General features: G+C 54.0%; 14 protein-coding genes and 1 pseudogene. 12 read left to right on the top strand and 3 right to left on the bottom strand.

Annotated elements, in window-relative coordinates; all coding sequences use genetic code 11:
- The first annotated feature begins 56 nt into the window (after window positions 1-56).
- A complete protein-coding gene (locus tag R5L00_RS09175) occupies window positions 57-1,148 on the top strand; it encodes an ABC transporter permease (RefSeq protein WP_317651105.1) in 1,092 nt (363 codons plus the stop codon).
- Between the two features lie 29 nt (window positions 1,149-1,177).
- Here R5L00_RS09175 and R5L00_RS09170 read toward each other — a convergent pair whose 3' ends face one another.
- Together R5L00_RS09170 and R5L00_RS09165 are read right to left on the bottom strand one after the other, a co-directional pair.
- Window positions 1,178-1,720, bottom strand: coding sequence for an NUDIX hydrolase (locus R5L00_RS09170; RefSeq protein WP_107694059.1), 543 nt, complete (start codon window positions 1,718-1,720; stop codon window positions 1,178-1,180).
- Window positions 1,721-1,802: 82 nt separating this feature from the next.
- Window positions 1,803-2,963, bottom strand: coding sequence for a GNAT family N-acetyltransferase (locus tag R5L00_RS09165; RefSeq protein ID WP_317651103.1), 1,161 nt, complete (start codon window positions 2,961-2,963; stop codon window positions 1,803-1,805).
- A 112-nt stretch (window positions 2,964-3,075) separates the two neighbouring features.
- Between R5L00_RS09165 and R5L00_RS09160 the strand changes: the two genes are divergently transcribed.
- From R5L00_RS09160 to R5L00_RS09120, 11 genes and pseudogenes are all read left to right on the top strand, one after another.
- Window positions 3,076-4,692, top strand: coding sequence for an NAD+ synthase (locus tag R5L00_RS09160; RefSeq protein ID WP_317651101.1), 1,617 nt, complete (start codon window positions 3,076-3,078; stop codon window positions 4,690-4,692).
- A gap of 169 nt (window positions 4,693-4,861) precedes the next feature.
- Window positions 4,862-5,200 (top strand): P-II family nitrogen regulator, encoded by a 339-nt coding sequence (locus R5L00_RS09155; protein WP_107694172.1) that lies wholly within the window; start codon window positions 4,862-4,864, stop codon window positions 5,198-5,200.
- Window positions 5,201-5,440: 240 nt separating this feature from the next.
- Window positions 5,441-6,955, top strand: a complete 1,515-nt coding sequence (locus tag R5L00_RS09150; RefSeq protein WP_317651099.1) for a M48 family metalloprotease — start codon at window positions 5,441-5,443, stop codon at window positions 6,953-6,955.
- Between the two features lie 223 nt (window positions 6,956-7,178).
- Window positions 7,179-8,324, top strand: coding sequence for an efflux RND transporter periplasmic adaptor subunit (locus R5L00_RS09145; RefSeq protein WP_107694055.1), 1,146 nt, complete (start codon window positions 7,179-7,181; stop codon window positions 8,322-8,324).
- Window positions 8,324-9,064: an ABC transporter ATP-binding protein gene (locus R5L00_RS09140; protein WP_107694054.1), complete on the top strand. Its 741-nt coding sequence runs from the start codon at window positions 8,324-8,326 to the stop codon at window positions 9,062-9,064. Before R5L00_RS09145 ends, R5L00_RS09140 begins: the two co-directional genes overlap by 1 nt.
- On the top strand, window positions 9,061-10,284 hold the full coding sequence (locus R5L00_RS09135; protein WP_317651095.1) for an ABC transporter permease: 1,224 nt from the start codon (window positions 9,061-9,063) through the stop codon (window positions 10,282-10,284). Before R5L00_RS09140 ends, R5L00_RS09135 begins: the two co-directional genes overlap by 4 nt.
- Before the next feature lie 197 nt (window positions 10,285-10,481).
- Entirely contained in the window at window positions 10,482-11,435 is a 954-nt protein-coding gene (locus tag R5L00_RS09130) for a hypothetical protein (RefSeq protein WP_317651094.1), read from the top strand.
- 171 nt (window positions 11,436-11,606) lie between these two features.
- Entirely contained in the window at window positions 11,607-12,071 is a 465-nt protein-coding gene (locus R5L00_RS15905) for a GyrI-like domain-containing protein (RefSeq protein WP_411555559.1), read from the top strand.
- Between the two features lie 115 nt (window positions 12,072-12,186).
- Window positions 12,187-12,483, top strand: a pseudogene (locus R5L00_RS15900) (hypothetical protein); the annotation flags it as partial.
- Between the two features lie 6 nt (window positions 12,484-12,489).
- Window positions 12,490-13,104, top strand: coding sequence for a hypothetical protein (locus R5L00_RS09125; RefSeq protein ID WP_317651092.1), 615 nt, complete (start codon window positions 12,490-12,492; stop codon window positions 13,102-13,104).
- 526 nt (window positions 13,105-13,630) lie between these two features.
- Window positions 13,631-14,758: an acyltransferase gene (locus tag R5L00_RS09120; RefSeq protein WP_317651091.1), complete on the top strand. Its 1,128-nt coding sequence runs from the start codon at window positions 13,631-13,633 to the stop codon at window positions 14,756-14,758.
- A gap of 72 nt (window positions 14,759-14,830) precedes the next feature.
- Here the strand turns inward: R5L00_RS09120 and glmS are convergent, their stop codons facing one another.
- Window positions 14,831-16,678, bottom strand: a complete 1,848-nt coding sequence (gene glmS / locus R5L00_RS09115) for a glutamine--fructose-6-phosphate transaminase (isomerizing) (protein WP_317651087.1) — start codon at window positions 16,676-16,678, stop codon at window positions 14,831-14,833.
- Window positions 16,679-16,684 lie beyond the last annotated feature (6 nt).

Here is a 16,684-nt window from a genome sequence, read left to right as displayed (position 1 = left end):
ATACATTACGTAACCTCGCAGCACGCAAACTAACGACGCTTCTCACTGCGGGGGGCATGGCTCTTGTCGTTTTTGTATTTGCGACGGTGCTGATGCTGGAAGAGGGTCTGAGAAAGACGCTGGTGGAGACAGGCTCCGCCGATAATGTGGTCATCACCAGGCGCTCCGCCGGCACCGAAGTGCAGAGTCAGATCGACCGCGAGCAGGCCGGGATTGTGGAAAACCAGCCGGAGGTAGCCTACGGTGTAACCGGCACGCGTCTGGCCTCAAAGGAGACCATCGTCCTGATTTCACTCAAGAAACGCGGTTCGGACAAGGCGTCTAATGTATTGATCCGCGGGGTAGGGGAGAAGGGTATCGAGCTGCGTCCGCAGGTACAAATCGCGGAAGGTCGCATGTTCCGTCCTGGTTCAACGGAAATCATCGCCGGAAAAAGCGTCGCGGAACGCTACATTGGCGCAGGCGTTGGGGAAACGTTGCGCTTTGGGCAGCGCGAATGGACAGTGGTCGGCATCATGGATGCAGGCAAAACCGGGTTTGATTCTGAAATATGGGGAGATGTGGATCAGTTGATGCAGGCGTTCCGCCGACCGGTATATTCTTCGGTGATTCTGAAGCTGAACGACCCGGGGTTTTTTTCAGAACTTAAGACACGCCTCGAGAACGACCCCCGGCTTACCGTAGAAGCCAAGCGGGAGAGCGTGTTCTACGCGGAGCAGTCGCAGCTGCTGGCAAACTTCATTCGCTACCTGGGGATGATATTGTCGATCATATTTTCGGTTGGCGCCATTATTGGCGCGATGATCACTATGTATGCCTCAGTTGCCAACCGGACTACAGAAATCGGTACGCTACGTGCGCTCGGGTTCCGCCGCAATAATATCCTCTCCGCTTTTCTCGCAGAAGCATTAATGCTCGGGGCGGTTGGAGGAATCGCCGGATTGATATTGGCGTCGTTCATGCAATTTTTGACCATTTCCACCATGAATTGGCAATCGTTCTCCGAACTTGCATTCAGCTTTACCCTGAATCTAGAGATCATCGTCAAGTCGCTGGGTTTCGCGCTGATCATGGGTTTTGCCGGCGGTTTCCTGCCGGCCGCGAAGGCTTCGCGTCTCGCTATCGTCGATGCGCTGCGGGCAGCGTAAGAACTAAAAAAGCGTACGTCCGGCACCGTTTACTTTTTACGCACGTCCTCTATGGTTCCGATATGAAACCCCAGTTGTCCCCGACGACGCTCATCGAAGTAACGTTTGAGGGGCTCGCGGATAACGCGAAAGGCCAGCGTATCCCACGGAATCTCGGATTCGGAAAAAAGCCTGACGTCGAGGCTTTCGATTCCCGGTTTAAAATCCAGATCGAGCAGCCGTGCGCGAAAGAGCACATGCACCTGATCGATATGCGGCAGGTTATAGATAGAGTACAGGTTTCCTATGTTCACACGCGCGTTGGCTTCCTCCAGCGTTTCGCGTGCCGCGCCCTGGGCCAGGGTCTCGGCATTTTCCATGAAACCCGCGGGCAGAGTCCACAGGCCCCGACGCGGCTCAATAGCTCGCACGCACAAGAGTACCTTGTCCTCCCACTCCGGGATACAGCCTACGACGATCTTGGGGTTCTGATAATGAATAATGCCGCACGCGGTACAGACATAACGCGGCAGCGTATCGCCTTCAGGTACGCGCAACTCCACCCGGGTGCCGCAAAGACTGCAATAATTCATGGGGCGTGTTTGTGGCTAAGAAAAGAGAATCAATTTTGCGGTTAAATAGTGACGCATGCAATCTGAGCAGCTCAGACCATGATCATCTGCTTATATCCTTCCTGAACGGAGAACTATCGTTCAGCTCATCGAGGTATCGATCGATGCCATGCGCTTCCTGCGCTACATGATGGCTGATGGCCGAGGCAAATTGGGGATGCGCGAGCCAGTGAGCCGACCAGGTGCGAACGGGAAGAAAGCCTCGGGCAAGCTTATGCTCACCTTGAGCGCCGCCCTCGAACAATATCATCCGGTTTGCAATACAGTATTCGATGCCCTGGTAGTAGCAGGTTTCGAAATGCAGTCCTGGAATGTATTGCGTAGTGCCCCAGTAACGCCCATAGAGCGTCTGAGCATTATATAAATAGAAGGCCGCCGCAACAGGCTTTCCGTCATGCAACGCCAGAACCAGCAACACATTCTCCGGCATGCTCTTAGCCAGCCGCATAAAGAATGACAGACTAAGGTACGGCAGTGAACCGTGCTCATTATAGGTTTTATTGTAGCAGTCAATAAAAAACCGCCAGTGCGCGTCCGTTGCCTCGGTTCCGGAAAGCCATTTAAAGCTAATTCCGGCCGAATGAATTTTATTGCGCTCCTGGCGGATTCTTTTGCGTTTGTCATGACTCATTTCCTTCAGGAATGCCTCGAAGCTTTCGTACCCCTCTCCGGGCGCATTCCTCCAGTGGAACTGTACGCCATGCCGCAGTATCAGTCCCGCTGCCTCCATTTCACGCGCTTCATGCTCTTGGGGAAACAGGCAATGAAAAGACGAAACACCCGTCTCAGCGTTTCCTTGTTCCGCCATTTTCAACAGGGTCCCGATGAGCATGGAGCGATACTCCGGACGCTCGGCCATCAAGCGGCGGCCGGTCACCGGGCTGAAAGGCACCGCGCTCAACAGTTTGGGATAATAGCGGTAACCATGGCGCTCATATGCGTTGGCCCAAGCCCAGTCAAACACATATTCGCCATACGAATGACTCTTCAGGTAAAGAGGCACGGCCCCGCGAAGGGCGCTTCCTTCCCACAATGTGACAAATTGCGGTAACCATCCCGTATTTTTTGAAGCACAGCCGGTCTCATGCATTGCGGACAGGAATTCGTGCCGCAAGAACGGATCGTCCCCTGCCAGCCTGTTCCACTCGGAAGCGGAAATTCCCTCAAGAGAATCGACTATCTTTACCGCAATATCTGAAATCATGAAGTTTGCGCGCTTGCGTCGGGCAGCGTCGCGTCGCCGCTAAAGATGGACCGTTCTGGTATTATCTGCCAGATTGCCAACACAAACATAGTGGAATAGACATAGCTCCCGCATGAAACTCGCCGTTGCTCAAATCAATTGTGTGGTCGGCGACTTGGGCGGAAACACGCGCAAGATCCTCGATTACGTCAACCAGGCACAAAATGCGGGAGCGGCTCTCGTTGTTTTTCCCGAGCTAGCCCTGTCCGGGTATCCCCCGGAAGACCTGTTACTGCGCAATGGGTTCCGACGCGCCTGTGCGAATGCGCTTTCGGAGCTCGCCGGAAAAACAAGTGGCGTAACACTGCTCGTAGGCCATCCGCACCTTACCAGCAATAAGCTCTACAACGCGGCTTCGGTAATACGCGACGGTAAAATTCTTGCGACCTATCTCAAGCATCTGCTTCCCAACGACAGTGTCTTTGACGAGCGGCGCTATTTCGATCCCGGTTCGGATCCCTGTGTATTTGAACTTGAAGGTATAAAATTCGGGATCAATATATGTCAGGATATATGGCAACCAGGCCCTGCCATTCGCGCGAGGGCGGCCGGAGCAGATGTGCTGCTGGTGCTGAATTCCTCTCCTTACCATATGCGTAAGCTGGATTTGCGCCACCAAATCGCACGCCAGCGAATTGGCGAGACGCCGATTCCTATCGTTTACGTCAATCTTGTCGGGGGACAGGATGAACTGGTATTCGATGGTGCTTCGTTCGCCATGAATGAAAAAGGTGAGCTCGTCCATCAGCTCAACGAGTTCGTGGAAACCCTTGGTCTGATCGAATTCCAGAATAAGACACCAATGCCGGGCGAGGCCGCGCCGTCAGGAACGCTGGAAGCGAGCGTTTACAAGGCACTGTGCCTCGGGGTCAAGGATTATGTTGATAAGAACGGAATACCCGGGGTATTGCTGGGATTATCAGGCGGAGTCGACTCCGCGCTCACGCTCGCGATTGCCGTGGATGCGCTGGGCGCGGACAGGGTGCAAGCCGTAATGATGCCATCGCAATTCACTGCCGATATCAGTGTGACGGACGCGCGCGTAATAGCTAAAACATTGGGCGTACGCTACAGCGAATTCCCCATTGGCCCGATCTTTAGTGAATACAAGGGCGCGCTTGCAGCCGAATTCTCGGAATTGCCCCTCCCCGATGGGCCCGACCTCACTGAAGAGAATCTGCAAGCGCGCATACGCGGCAACCTGTTGATGGCGCTATCCAATAAATACGGCTCAATTGTGCTGACAACCGGCAACAAGTCGGAAACTGCTGTAGGCTACTGCACGTTGTACGGCGATATGGCGGGCGGCTTTGCGGTATTGAAAGATGTCAGCAAAACCATGGTGTACCGCCTTTGTCGCTATCGCAACACGGTGGGCAAGGTCATACCGGAGCGGGTTATCAGCCGCGCGCCCTCGGCCGAGTTGCGTCCTGATCAGGCCGATCAGGACAGCTTGCCGCCTTACGAAATACTCGACGCCATCATGGAAGCGTATGTGGAGCATGATCTAACGCTTGAGGATATATTGAACAAACACTTCGCTGAAACTGATGTGCGGCGCGTGATCCAGCTAATCCGACAAAACGAATACAAGCGCCGCCAGTCGCCATCAGGCGTGCGCGTCACGCCGCGCGGCTTTGGCAAGGATTGGCGCTACCCGCTCACGGCACGGTATCAAGACAATTTTTAGAATTCGTTTACGATTACACAGATGCTGCCATTTATACGCCATATAATCAGCTCGCGGAAAGGACGAACGCATCGCGCCTTATAGCCGTGCGGCGTCAGTGGCGAACCGATGCCCGCGCACGCAGACGGTGCGATCGGTTTCCCACATCATCGATCAAAAGGAACGTTTGATGAAGAAAATAGAGGCTATTATCAAACCCTTCAAGCTCGACGAGGTATGCGAGGCTCTCAATGAGATCGGCATCACGGGGCTGACCGTTACCGAAGTCAAGGGCTTTGGCAGACAGAAAGGCCATACCGAGCTATACCGAGGTGCCGAATACGTGGTGGACTTCCTCCCTAAAATAAAGCTCGAAATCGCCGTGGTTGAAAGCTTGGTGGACACCGTTATCGAAACGATCACCAACACTGCCCGGACAGGCAAGATTGGAGATGGCAAGATTTTTGTAACAAGCATTGAGCAGGTGATAAGAATACGAACGGGTGAGACGGATGAAGCGGCCATCTGACTGCATGCCGCTTTCATACACTTGTATACGCATACTGTCCGGTAAGAAAGTATAGTTCTTGAATGGTGAAGTGGTTGAATCCGCTTTCCCTGTCGTCTTTCCCCCCAAAAGTCCCCTACCGCAATTTTGCTTTCTGCTCCAATTATCGTTTAATTAAGTACATTCGACGCGAGTCATTCCCATCTCGGCAGTTCCACCCGGCAAAGTGGAACTTCGCCCGCGGAGTGCTATCTTATCGACATGAAGTTCCGCCCCTTTTTGGCTATTCTGCCCATGCTATTCGCGGTACCGGTTCCGGCCGCAGAGTTGCCGGAACTGGGCGACGTATCCCAGACTACGATCTCCCCGCGCCAGGAACGAGAACTCGGCCTTAAGATCATGTCGGAGATTCGCGCCGACCGCAGCTATATGGACGACGCCGAAGTAGCGGGCTATCTTGCCAATCTCGGAAATAAGCTGATTCTCGGTTCCAATGAGGCTCACCCGGACCAGGAATTCGAGTTTTTTGCTTTGCACGACCCAACTATTAATGCATTTGCACTCCCCGGTGGCTTCATGGGCTTTAATAGCGGGCTTATCCTTGCGTCGCAAAGTGAATCGGAACTGGCTGGCGTGATGTCGCACGAAATTGCGCACGTCACCCAGAAACATCTCGCGCGCATGATCGCCGGTCAAAAGTACAATATGCTGAAATCCCTGGCGGCGGTAGCGCTGGCCGTGCTGGCGTCGCGCTCCAATCCGCAGGCTGCCCAGGCTGTTCTGGTCGGATCCCAGGCCGCCCAGATTCAGTCCCAGCTCAATTTCACTCGTGACCATGAAAAAGAAGCTGACCGCATCGGGCTGAGCATACTCGTCAGCGCGGGACTCGACCCAAACGGGATGACGGAATTTTTCGAGCGTTTGCAAAAGGTTTCGCGCTTTCACGAAAATGGCGCGCCCTCCTACCTGCGTACGCACCCTATTACCTACGAACGCATCGCCGATATCGAAAACCGGACGCAGAGCATGTCCTACCGGCAAGTGCCCGATAGCCTGGATTTCCAGCTGGTCCGCGCGAAGCTGCGGGCTTTGACTGAAAAGCCGCTTGATGCGGTCAAATACTTCGATGCCGCGCTGCGAGAGAAACGTTACAGCAAGGAGGCCGTGGAACGCTTTGGCCTCATCCATGCACTGTTGCGTGCACGGGACTACACGCGCGCCGACAGCGAATTGTCGAAGCTTTACCAAAGTCTTGAGTCGGACAGCGCGGATAAGACTCCGCTGGAGAATCACCGCCTGGGCAAGGCCATCCGTATTGAACGCAAAACGTCCCAGTCGAATGCCATGATCGAAACACTCGCGGCACGCGTCAAACTCGCCGCCGGACAGAAGGACGAGGCCTTTGACATTTACAAGGAAGCTCTGCAAACATTTCCACAGCACCGAGCCCTGCTCTATGACTACGTGGATGCGCTTTTGCGGAATGCCGGTGCTGAGGCGGCGCTCGAGTTTATCAACCAGCAGTTGCGGTTCGCCCCGAATGACATACGCCTTTATAAGCTACAGGCCCAAAGCTACGAAGCGTCAGGAAATCTAATTGCGCAGCACCGCGCGCTGGCGGAAGTTTATTCGCGGCAGGGCAATTATTCCGCTGCGGTTGAACAACTGCAGATTGCGTTGAGAAACAGCGACGCTGACTTTTATCAGGCTTCCAGCGCGGAAGCGCGTCTCAGGGAATTACGCGAACTGGCTGCCGATCAGGCCAAGTCGAAATAAAATAATAACAATACGGTGCGCGTTAAAAAACCCTTTTTTCGAGCAGCTCTTCTTCAAATATGGCTGCAGGCCAGACCGTGCCGGGGCGCCAGTCCTGGCGCGGCGTACCCCCTCGGCTGTGCGAATTTCATAAATAGCTCATACTCAGGTAACATTCCGGCTTTCGTCTCTTTCATCTCTTTCATCTTTGTCCCGCCGGGTAGCCGGAGCTCCTCATTCAGGTATGGCCTTTAATTCGCGCCGCCGGGTACTCACCCTGATTTTATTGCTGCTGCTTGCGGCTGCTGGGCTGTGGTACTGGACATCGAAGCCTGACTCCCGGCAGGAGCGATACAAGACGCAAGCGGTCGACCGGGGCGATATCGTACAAGGCATATCCGCGAACGGCACGCTTAACCCCGTCGTGCTGGTCAACGTCGGTACACAGGTCTCCGGCACCGTGTACAGGCTTCACGTTGATTTCAACGACGAGGTCAAGGCTGGACAAATACTGGTTGAACTCGATCCATCGCTGTTTCAGGCGCAATTGCGACAGTCGGAAGCCAACTTGGCGAGTGCCCAGGCCGCACTTGAGCTGGCAACAAATAAGATGAAACGCAACCGCGCGCTCAGTGAGCGGGGGTTCATTTCTCCCGACGCGCTTAATGACTTCGAACAACAACTGCACGCAACCCAAGCCCAGCATGCATCGAGCAGGGCACAACTCGCGCGCGATCGCACGAATCTCAACTACAGCGTTATCCGCTCGCCCATTTCGGGAGTGGTGATTGCGCGCAACGTGGATATCGGGCAAACCGTAGCAGCGAGTTTCCAGACCCCCACGCTGTTCCAGATCGCCAAGGACCTGAGCCAGATGCAGATCGATACAAGCGTCGCGGAAGCCGATATCGGTCATCTCCGTCTCGACCAGACAGTACATTTCACTGTGGACGCGTTTCCGGAACGTGAGTTTACCGGCACGGTAAAACAAGTGCGCCTCAATCCCACCATCCAGCAAAATGTCGTCTCCTACAACGTCATTGTCGCGGTACCCAATGATGACGGCGCGTTGCTGCCCGGTATGACCGCCAATGTGCGTTTTGCTGTAAATCAGAAAAAAGACGTGCTGCGGGTCCCCAATGCCGCGCTGCGCTACAAGCCGGGCGAAGACGTGGATAGTGGGAAGCCCGCTCCACGGCAACCAGGTAAACACGCGATTTATCTGCTGGAAGGTGGCAAGCCTGCCCCCATCCATGTAAAGACCGGTATTACGGATAACACCTTTACCGAACTCGTCGAGGGCGAAATCAGGGAGGGCGATAAAGTGGTCGTCCGCGATGCCGGAGACAAAGACAAATCCGGTAGTAAACTTAAGTTCAGAATGTTCTGATGTCGTCACCTCAGCGCCAGACTCTTCAAGATTGCCTGATCCAGGTCGAAAACCTTTCCAAGATTTACAGCCTGGACACCAGCGGCAGCACGGGCACCTCAGTCAACAGCCAAGTGCTTTTCGATGTGAATCTCGTCATTCCCCGCGGCCAATTCGTTGCAATCATGGGGCACTCGGGTTCAGGGAAATCGACTCTGATGAATATGCTCGGCTGCCTTGACACTCCTACCAGCGGGCATTACTGGCTGGATGGACGCGACATCGCATCCCTCTCGGATGATGAACTGGCGCGTGTGCGCAATCACAACATTGGTTTTGTCTTCCAGGGATTCAACCTTCTGAAACGCATGTCGGCGCTGGACAACGTCGCGACCCCGCTACTCTACGCGGGTGTGAGCCGCGCCGAAAGCCGCAAACGGGCGCTGTCCCTGTTGGATCAGACCGGCCTTGCGAGATTTGCCACGTATCAGCCCAACCAGCTTTCAGGAGGGCAACAGCAGCGCGTGGCTATTTGCCGTGCTTTGATAAATAATCCCCCGCTCATTTTGGCGGACGAGCCCACCGGTAATCTCGACACCCAGACAAGCCGAGAAATCATGACGATTTTTCAGACACTCAACCGTGAACACGGCATCACGGTCGTGCTCGTGACCCACGAAGACGACGTTGCCGCCTATACCCAGCGGCTGGTTCGTTTGCAGGACGGGCGAATCGTGCATGACGAGATTCGGGCGGCATGAGCCTTCTCGCGGTCATCGGGGAAGCGCTGCGAGCATTGCGGCTCAACCGTCTCCGCACCGCCCTGACCATGCTTGGCATGATCATCGGCGTCGCCGCTGTGGTGTTGATGCTTGCGGTAGGTCAAGGAGCGCAGACCACCGTGAATCAGGCAATCAGTTCGATGGGCAGCAATCTGCTGATGGTCGTTCCCGGCGCCACCTCTTCAGGGGCGCTGCGGTCCGGCGCTGGAGCGGTGCAGACACTGACGATGGGCGATGCGCTGGCCATCGCCCATCTCCCTTCGATAAAGGCAACCGCGCCGATCAACGTGGGAACCGCGCAACTGAATTACGGGGCGAATAACTGGAGCACCAGCGTGACCGGGGTTACACCCGACTATTTCGTCGTACGCGACTGGGCAGCAGAGAATGGCGCCTTGTTCACTGAAGCTGACGTGCGTTCCGGAACGCGGGTGGTAATTCTTGGCCAGGTGACCGCAAAAAACCTGTTTGGGGATGAAGACCCGACCGGCAGGACCATACGCATCAAGAACAGCCCTTTCCTTGTGGGGGGCGTGCTTACCGCAAAAGGGCAAAGCCTGGATGGCCGCGACCAGGATGATGCGGTGTTCATCCCCCTCACAACCGGCCAGCGCCAAGTCTTCGGCAATCAGTTTCCCGGAACGATACGTTTCATGATGGCGCAGGCACAATCTGCAGAGGTCATGGATGAGGCCGAGACCGAAATGAATCGGCTTTTGCGCCAGCGCCATCGGCTCACAGAGGGAATGGAAAACGATTTCACGGTGCGGAACATGGCCGCGCTTGCCGCCGTAGCCACGGGGGCCGCGAAGGTCATGTCGATCATGCTGGGGGCCATTGCATCCGTATCTCTGCTGGTGGGTGGCATTGGCATCATGAATATCATGCTTGTATCGGTAACCGAGCGAACTCGTGAAATAGGCATTCGCATGGCCATCGGGGCCAACCGCCGCGCCATCCTCGCGCAATTTCTGCTGGAGGCCCTGGTTATCTGCATCCTCGGCGGTCTCATCGGTGTTGCCTTGGGCATCGGCGGCGCGTGGGCAGTAAGTCTCGCGACGGATATGGTGGTGGTGATCACATTGGGCATGGTCGCTTTGGCGTTCGCCTTTGCCTCCGCGGTTGGTATATTTTTCGGCTTTTATCCGGCGAGAAAAGCGGCCGCTTTGAGGCCGGTCGAGGCGCTGCGGTATGAATAATAGTGAAGCCCCCACATTGTTAGCTCATAAAACTACGGGACTTTGCAAGTATCCGGCTGACCATTCCTGTTTAGCACACTATTCTTATCAGCACCAATCCGCTGCATCGGCATTGCGCTTCCAGCATTCGACGAGCAGAATGTCCCCGTCCAGCAAGCATTTCGCTTGTACATTGCGTTAAGTGTGAGGTGTAAGACATGCACTTTCAGGGTCTAGTTACGCCAGCAACCGTTCTGGAAGAACTCGTTCGCTATGCGCAGGCGGAGCCTGAGGAGACAGAGGGATTTCGTGATCTGAAGCAGGCTGACGAGTTGTGTCCCCGCTTCTTAGAAAAAACCGAACGGATACTTGCCGCCTTCAAAAAATACGTGCCGCTCCGCTATGACGTCCATAGCCCTTGTGGTGCACACGGTCCAGGCGCGGACATCGTCGTCCGATATTCAAGCGAAAGGATCTCCGACGCGGAGGAGCGGTACATCGTCCTGCGGGTCGAGTCGTTTGATGAACATGAAGGGGATGTTGATTTATTAGAGAAGATAAAAGCCGATATTTCGCGAGCAGAAAAAGTCTACGGTGAGCGCCTCACCCGATACTACGTCTTGCTTTGTGCCGACCAACGCAAGCACGCGGAGCGGGTTCGAACTATTTCCGCCGAGCTCAAGACGGACAACACTGTTGTTACGGTGGTCGAACCGGGGTACGCGTGGTTCTTCTTTGCCATGGAAGACGCCATGATTGACGCGGTGAACGACAAGCTACTTTATTCAGAGGATTACGTGCGATGTCAGGCGAGGGAAGAGGTCGCAGGAATCGGTAAAAGAAAGCTGATCCTGTTATTGTCGTGCCTGATTCACGCCATTGAGGTAAGGGGCGAATTCACGGTATCGGATGACTTCCTGATGCAAGACGATCATGTACATGAATTTGAGGCTGACGATCGTGAGGAAGGCCAGTTATCCGAAGATGTGGCTGCAATGGAAGGAACCTTCTTTTTTCGCGACGCCGACGTGGACGGATTCGGAATTTATCAGGACAGCGTGTCTGCCATTGTAGCGATGTACTACGACGCAAAGGTCCGGTATGGGCATACCGGTGACGACGCGGTGCATTACCTGCACACATTTCTGGAGCAAAGTGCCTGGAGCGCCTGAACCACATTTGCGGTACACGCGAGCCAGGCAGGCAGTGGTTGATCTGTATGGGTCGGTAGCGTGAACGAAAGAGATGATCGGTAAATATTACTCGCCCTCACATTGACCGCGACTGAGCGCGGAGCCGAGCGCAAGTGTCGTAACCAATCCGGTGAAGGAGTGGGAACCAATATGGAACCAAGACTGCTAAGCATCAGTTCGTTGACTTGCGCAGGGCTGAGTGAAGACATTGAAATGCCCAGAGATAAAGAGCTTATTCCCTCTCTTTGGACAAGGCTCCAGTCGAGAATCCCGGAAATATCAAATAGCTGTGGCCCGGCAATGGGCGTTGTCTCCCGCTCAGGCAAGCTCGGGTGTGTCCGCTACGCCGCGTGTATTCAGGTTTCCAGCCCAAAAAACGTTCCGGATGGCCTGGACATTATTACCGTACCCGGGGGCGATTACGCTGAATTCGTACATGAAGGCCCTGTTTCCGATTTATTCAATACGTGCGATCACATTTATCGTTCATGGTTTCCGGGCTCGGGGCTTTTACCTGGGGACGGACCAATGGTTGAGGTTTATCCTGAAAACTTTAGAAGCGACGTACCAAATCCACAGATCAGGCTCCTGGTTTCTGTTAAAGGTAGAACGTAGAACGGGAGAAACGGTCGCGGAGGGCGGGGGGCCATAGACCGCGGTTACGCTGTCTGGATAAACTAGCAGCGAAACAAGCTCGTCAGGCTATCCAACCCAGACCCGGCCTGAGGTAATGGCAATGCGACGAAAGGTTGTACATCGGGCGAATAGGAGCAAGGCATCGCTCCAACGCGGCCGGGAACCCCTCGCAGGAGCGATGCCGTGGACTTGCCCCACGTGCCATAATGAAGTTCTCACACCCTTTTGCCCGACATGCGGTGAACGTCCTCTGAACGAGGATGACCTCAAGCTCCGGGGCCTATTCAGGCAATTTTTCCATGCTCTTAGCAGCATAGACAGCCGTCTCATTCGCAGTTTTCGAAATTTGGTGAGACGCCCCGGCCTGCTGACGCTAGCGTATGTGCAGGGACAACGTATGCCTTACACAGGGCCGATCCCGCTGTTTTTAGTTGCAAACGTGATCTTCTTCGCGATGCAGTCGTTGACGAACACAAACATCGTCTCCTCCCAGCTTGACTCCCATCTTTATAACCAGGACTGGAGTATCCTTGCGCAACGGCTGGTTTCGAACCACCTCGAAACAATGCACATGACAATGGAGTCCTACGCACCCATTTTTAATGAAGCAGTAGTAACCAATGCAAAATCTCTTATTATCCTGATGGTAGCCCCGTTCACCCTCCTGCTGCCGGTAATGTTTTTTCGGGCAAGGCGGCCGTTCGTTGCCCATATCGTTTTTTCGCTACACCTCTATACTTTCCTGCTGCTACTATTCTGCGTGTGCATCACTATTGCCGCCGTAGACGTGTTGTTCGGGGGGGCCGGTCTGAATTCGGCTCCAATGGACAACGTTTTGTCCCTCTTAAACCTTGCCGCCTGCGCCGTGTACCTGTACATCGCTACGGGGAGAGTCTACGGAGGGAACGGCATTATGCGAGCAATTAAAATCGCAATACTAGCCCCAGCCGTTGCAACTATTTTGCTCGGCTATCGCTTCGTGATTTTTCTGATTACGCTGTATAGCACGTAGTAAGAAACGAGGGAAACTTGAAGTATCGTGGTTTAATACCTGGAATAACTTCATACGAACTACAAACTACTCCACGATCGCAATTTCGGGAAATCCCGTGGCGTAACGAAATCGCCTTTCTTTTTGGAGAGCGCCATGATACACAAGTCATTGCAGGGCAATGATATGGAGGATGGGGCCGCGTAATCACGGATGTTCGTCGCAATCAACGACACTAGAAAATCCGAATCAACAGTGGGCAGGGTAAAGTACCGATAAGGTGTAGAGAGCCGTTATTGGCTCTCCGTCCTACTGTCCCCTTTTGTATCCCATCATTCCTCTGGGCACTTCTGCATTGACTGGTACCATCGAAAAGAATATTTCGACGAGCATTCAACCCTTCCTGAATGAATACTAAAGTCCGATTTGTCAGGGCCGTTTACCTTCAGGCGCAAGAGCGCTGGAAATTTTGTTTTACTAAATTCATCATCATAACTGTCGCCACAGACTGGAATTATAAATCGAAACCGATTCCAGGGAATCTGCCATGAGGTCGATTACGGATTGGATCAAGAATACATTCGAGGTGGCCCATGCCAGCCACAAAACCATAAGATCTATGGAAGGGATCCGCGGCTTTGCTGTGTTTCTCGTTTTCCTTGTTCATTACGTTACGTTGATAGATCCCTGGCTACTTCAACACTCTGCAGCAGCCCAAACTGCGGAACATCTCCGACGCATCGGAAACTTAGGCGTTGATTTGTTTTTCGTTTTAAGCGGATTTCTGATTTATGGCATGCTGATCGAGAAACCAAGACCCTTCAAGAATTATTTAGCCAGGCGAATTCAGCGGATATACCCGACATTTACTGTCGTTTTTATTATTTATCTTGCGTTATCGATGGCGTTCCCCGCGGAATCAAAGATCCCTGGAGATTTAAGCGACGCTGCGTTTTTTATTGGCCAGAACTACTTGCTCCTGCCCGGATTGTTTGACGTCACACCCATCATTACGGTGGCGTGGTCATTGAGTTATGAGTTCTTTTATTATCTTGTCATTCCCATATTGATAACCGCGTTATGCATGAGATCATGGCGCTTTCAGTATCGGTTATTATTTTTTTTAATAGTTTCCGTAATTGGTTTCGGCTATTTCTCGTTATATGGCGGCCCTATCGGACTGCTTATGTTCATTCCTGGCATACTCGTCTACGAATTTCTTGAGAGCAAATCGATACGATACCTCCCCCCAATAGGATTGCCTGCCTTATTTCTAGCCATTGGCTTTGTTGTGGTTTTAAGCGACCTTGGTACGAATAGGTGGTGGAAATACGCCTTGCTTTATATCTTGTTTTTTGTTTTTTGTCTTGAGTGCTTCCTGTTCTCCCGCCTTACCAAACGAATTTTCTGCAGTTCCCCGCTACGATGGCTCGGCAACATGAGCTATTCCTATTACCTTATTCACGGTCTTTCGCTAAAAGCGATTTTTTTGCTGCTGAGTAAAGTGTACCCGCCCGTTCAGGACGGTTCGCTAATGTTCTGGATGATTCTGCCCCCCGTTTTCTTTTTGACGCTAATTCCATCTGCTGTTTTGTTCATATTTATTGAAAAACCCTATTCTTTGACGTCAAGGCCAAAAAACAGGTTACAGGAACGGAAGGTGCTGACCGCTTAGACATATTTTTTGTGGACAGACCAACATTAACGCGGCCCAATACCGATGACATCCGGCTACAGCAGGAAATGATCATTCCACAGTGACAGATTTGGCGAGATTTCGCGGCTTATCAACATCGGTGCCTTTTTGCAGAGCGACATGGTAGGCAAGCAATTGCAGGGGGATGGTGTGGAGGATGGGGCTGAGTAGTCCCGCGTGTTCGGCGAGGCGGATTATATGGACGCCCTCGCTTTCCTGTATATGCGAGTCGGCATCGGCGAAAACGTACAGTTCGCCGCCGCGGGCGCGGACTTCCTGTAAATTGGATTTGAGTTTTTCCAGCAGGGTGTCGTTGGGGGCGATGGCGACCACCGGCATTTCCTTGTCCACCAGCGCCAGCGGGCCGTGCTTCAACTCGCCGGCCGCGTAGGCTTCGGCATGTATGTAGGAAATTTCCTTGAGCTTGAGCGCGCCTTCAAGAGCGATGGGGTAGTGCATACCACGCCCCAGGAACAGAGCATGACGTTTTTCCGAAAACCGTTCGGCCCATGCTTTCACCTGCGACTCAACCTGGAGCGCATGCTGGAGCGCAACCGGCAGATGCCGCAGCGCAACGATCATATCGTGCTCGCGCTCGACCGACAATTTATTGCGGAGCTTGGCTAACGTCATGGTGAGAAGCATCAGCGAAGCCAATTGGGTGGTGAATGCCTTGGTGGAGGCGACGCCGATTTCCGGGCCGGCGCGGGTGAGAAACCGCAGGTCCGCCTGACGCACAATCGCGCTTTCCGCCACATTGCAGATAGCAAGGCTGTAGCGGTGCCCCAATTGTCTGGCGTAGCTGAGGGCGGCCAAAGTGTCGGCCGTTTCTCCGGATTGGGAGATGCCCACCACCAGCGTGTCGGGGCCCACCGCGGGATTCCGGTAACGGTACTCGCTTGCAATCTCTACATTGCAAGGTATCCCCACCACCGTTTCCAGCCAGTAGCGCGCTACCAGTCCCGCGTGATAACTGGTTCCGCACGCAAGTATCAGAATGCTTTTGGTATTGTTGAAAATGTTCTCCGCTTCGCTGCCGAACAGTCGCGGAGAAATAGACTGAGCATTGACAACCATTTCGAGTGTGTTCGCCACCACGCCAGGCTGCTCGAATATTTCCTTTTGCATGAAATGGGCATAAGGCCCCATTTCTACCGCTTCATTGGTCAGTTCGCTCTGCTGCACGCTGCGTGAAACTTCCTGGCGCGCGTTGGCGTGAAAACAGTTGACGATGCGGTACCCGTCTCGGCGTAGTTCCGCCACGTCGCCCTCTTCGAGATAGATCATGCGCCGCGTCACCTGTAGCAGCGCCGAAGCGTCCGAGGCCGCGTAATTGCCGGAGTCACCCAACCCAAGCAATAACGGGGCGCCGTTGCGGCAGACGATGATACGTTCCGGCCGCGCTTCCTCCATGACAGCAATTGCGTACGCGCCCTGCAACTCGCCAACGGCACGGCACACGGCCTCGAATAAATCCGGATTTTCCTTGAGATGCGAAGAGATAAGGTGAGCGATGACCTCCGTATCGGTATCTGAGGTGAACGTGTAACCCTCGTCTTGCAAACGCTGGCGCAGCATCTCGTGATTTTCGATGATGCCGTTGTGCACTACCGCCACTTTCGACGCTTCGCCGGAAAAATGTGGGTGAGCGTTGCGTTCAGAAGGGGCGCCGTGGGTAGCCCAGCGAGTGTGAGCGATGCCGGCCTCGCCGCTGGCGCTCTGCTCGTCGGCCAGCTTGCTTAGCTCGGCAACGCGCCCGGTGGTACGCAACCGATGCAGTCCGCCGTTGTTGAGGGCGATGCCCGCGGAGTCGTACCCGCGGTATTCCAGCCGCCGCAAACCTTCAAGCAAGGTGGGAACGATGTTGCCATTCGCGACCGCACTAACTATTCCGCACATGAATTA

The organism is Nitrosospira sp. Is2, assembly GCF_033095785.1.
In the GTDB taxonomy this organism is placed as follows: domain Bacteria; phylum Pseudomonadota; class Gammaproteobacteria; order Burkholderiales; family Nitrosomonadaceae; genus Nitrosospira.
Note: the sequence above shows the minus strand (reverse complement) of the source record. Positions and strands in the feature narration are given on the sequence as shown.

What these genes read in the sequence shown, in the direction of transcription:
- R5L00_RS09175 (WP_317651105.1), top strand. Translation starts at nt 57, where the DNA reads ATGGCTCTTGTCGTTTTTGTATTTGCGACGGTGCTGATGCTGGAAGAG.
- R5L00_RS09170 (WP_107694059.1), bottom strand. Translation starts at nt 1,720, where the DNA reads ATGAATTATTGCAGTCTTTGCGGCACCCGGGTGGAGTTGCGCGTACCT.
- R5L00_RS09165 (WP_317651103.1), bottom strand. Translation starts at nt 2,963, where the DNA reads ATGATTTCAGATATTGCGGTAAAGATAGTCGATTCTCTTGAGGGAATT.
- R5L00_RS09160 (WP_317651101.1), top strand. Translation starts at nt 3,076, where the DNA reads ATGAAACTCGCCGTTGCTCAAATCAATTGTGTGGTCGGCGACTTGGGC.
- R5L00_RS09155 (WP_107694172.1), top strand. Translation starts at nt 4,862, where the DNA reads ATGAAGAAAATAGAGGCTATTATCAAACCCTTCAAGCTCGACGAGGTA.
- R5L00_RS09150 (WP_317651099.1), top strand. Translation starts at nt 5,441, where the DNA reads ATGAAGTTCCGCCCCTTTTTGGCTATTCTGCCCATGCTATTCGCGGTA.
- R5L00_RS09145 (WP_107694055.1), top strand. Translation starts at nt 7,179, where the DNA reads ATGGCCTTTAATTCGCGCCGCCGGGTACTCACCCTGATTTTATTGCTG.
- R5L00_RS09140 (WP_107694054.1), top strand. Translation starts at nt 8,324, where the DNA reads ATGTCGTCACCTCAGCGCCAGACTCTTCAAGATTGCCTGATCCAGGTC.
- R5L00_RS09135 (WP_317651095.1), top strand. Translation starts at nt 9,061, where the DNA reads ATGAGCCTTCTCGCGGTCATCGGGGAAGCGCTGCGAGCATTGCGGCTC.
- R5L00_RS09130 (WP_317651094.1), top strand. Translation starts at nt 10,482, where the DNA reads ATGCACTTTCAGGGTCTAGTTACGCCAGCAACCGTTCTGGAAGAACTC.
- R5L00_RS15905 (WP_411555559.1), top strand. Translation starts at nt 11,607, where the DNA reads ATGGAACCAAGACTGCTAAGCATCAGTTCGTTGACTTGCGCAGGGCTG.
- R5L00_RS09125 (WP_317651092.1), top strand. Translation starts at nt 12,490, where the DNA reads ATGCCTTACACAGGGCCGATCCCGCTGTTTTTAGTTGCAAACGTGATC.
- R5L00_RS09120 (WP_317651091.1), top strand. Translation starts at nt 13,631, where the DNA reads ATGAGGTCGATTACGGATTGGATCAAGAATACATTCGAGGTGGCCCAT.
- glmS (WP_317651087.1), bottom strand. Translation starts at nt 16,678, where the DNA reads ATGTGCGGAATAGTTAGTGCGGTCGCGAATGGCAACATCGTTCCCACC.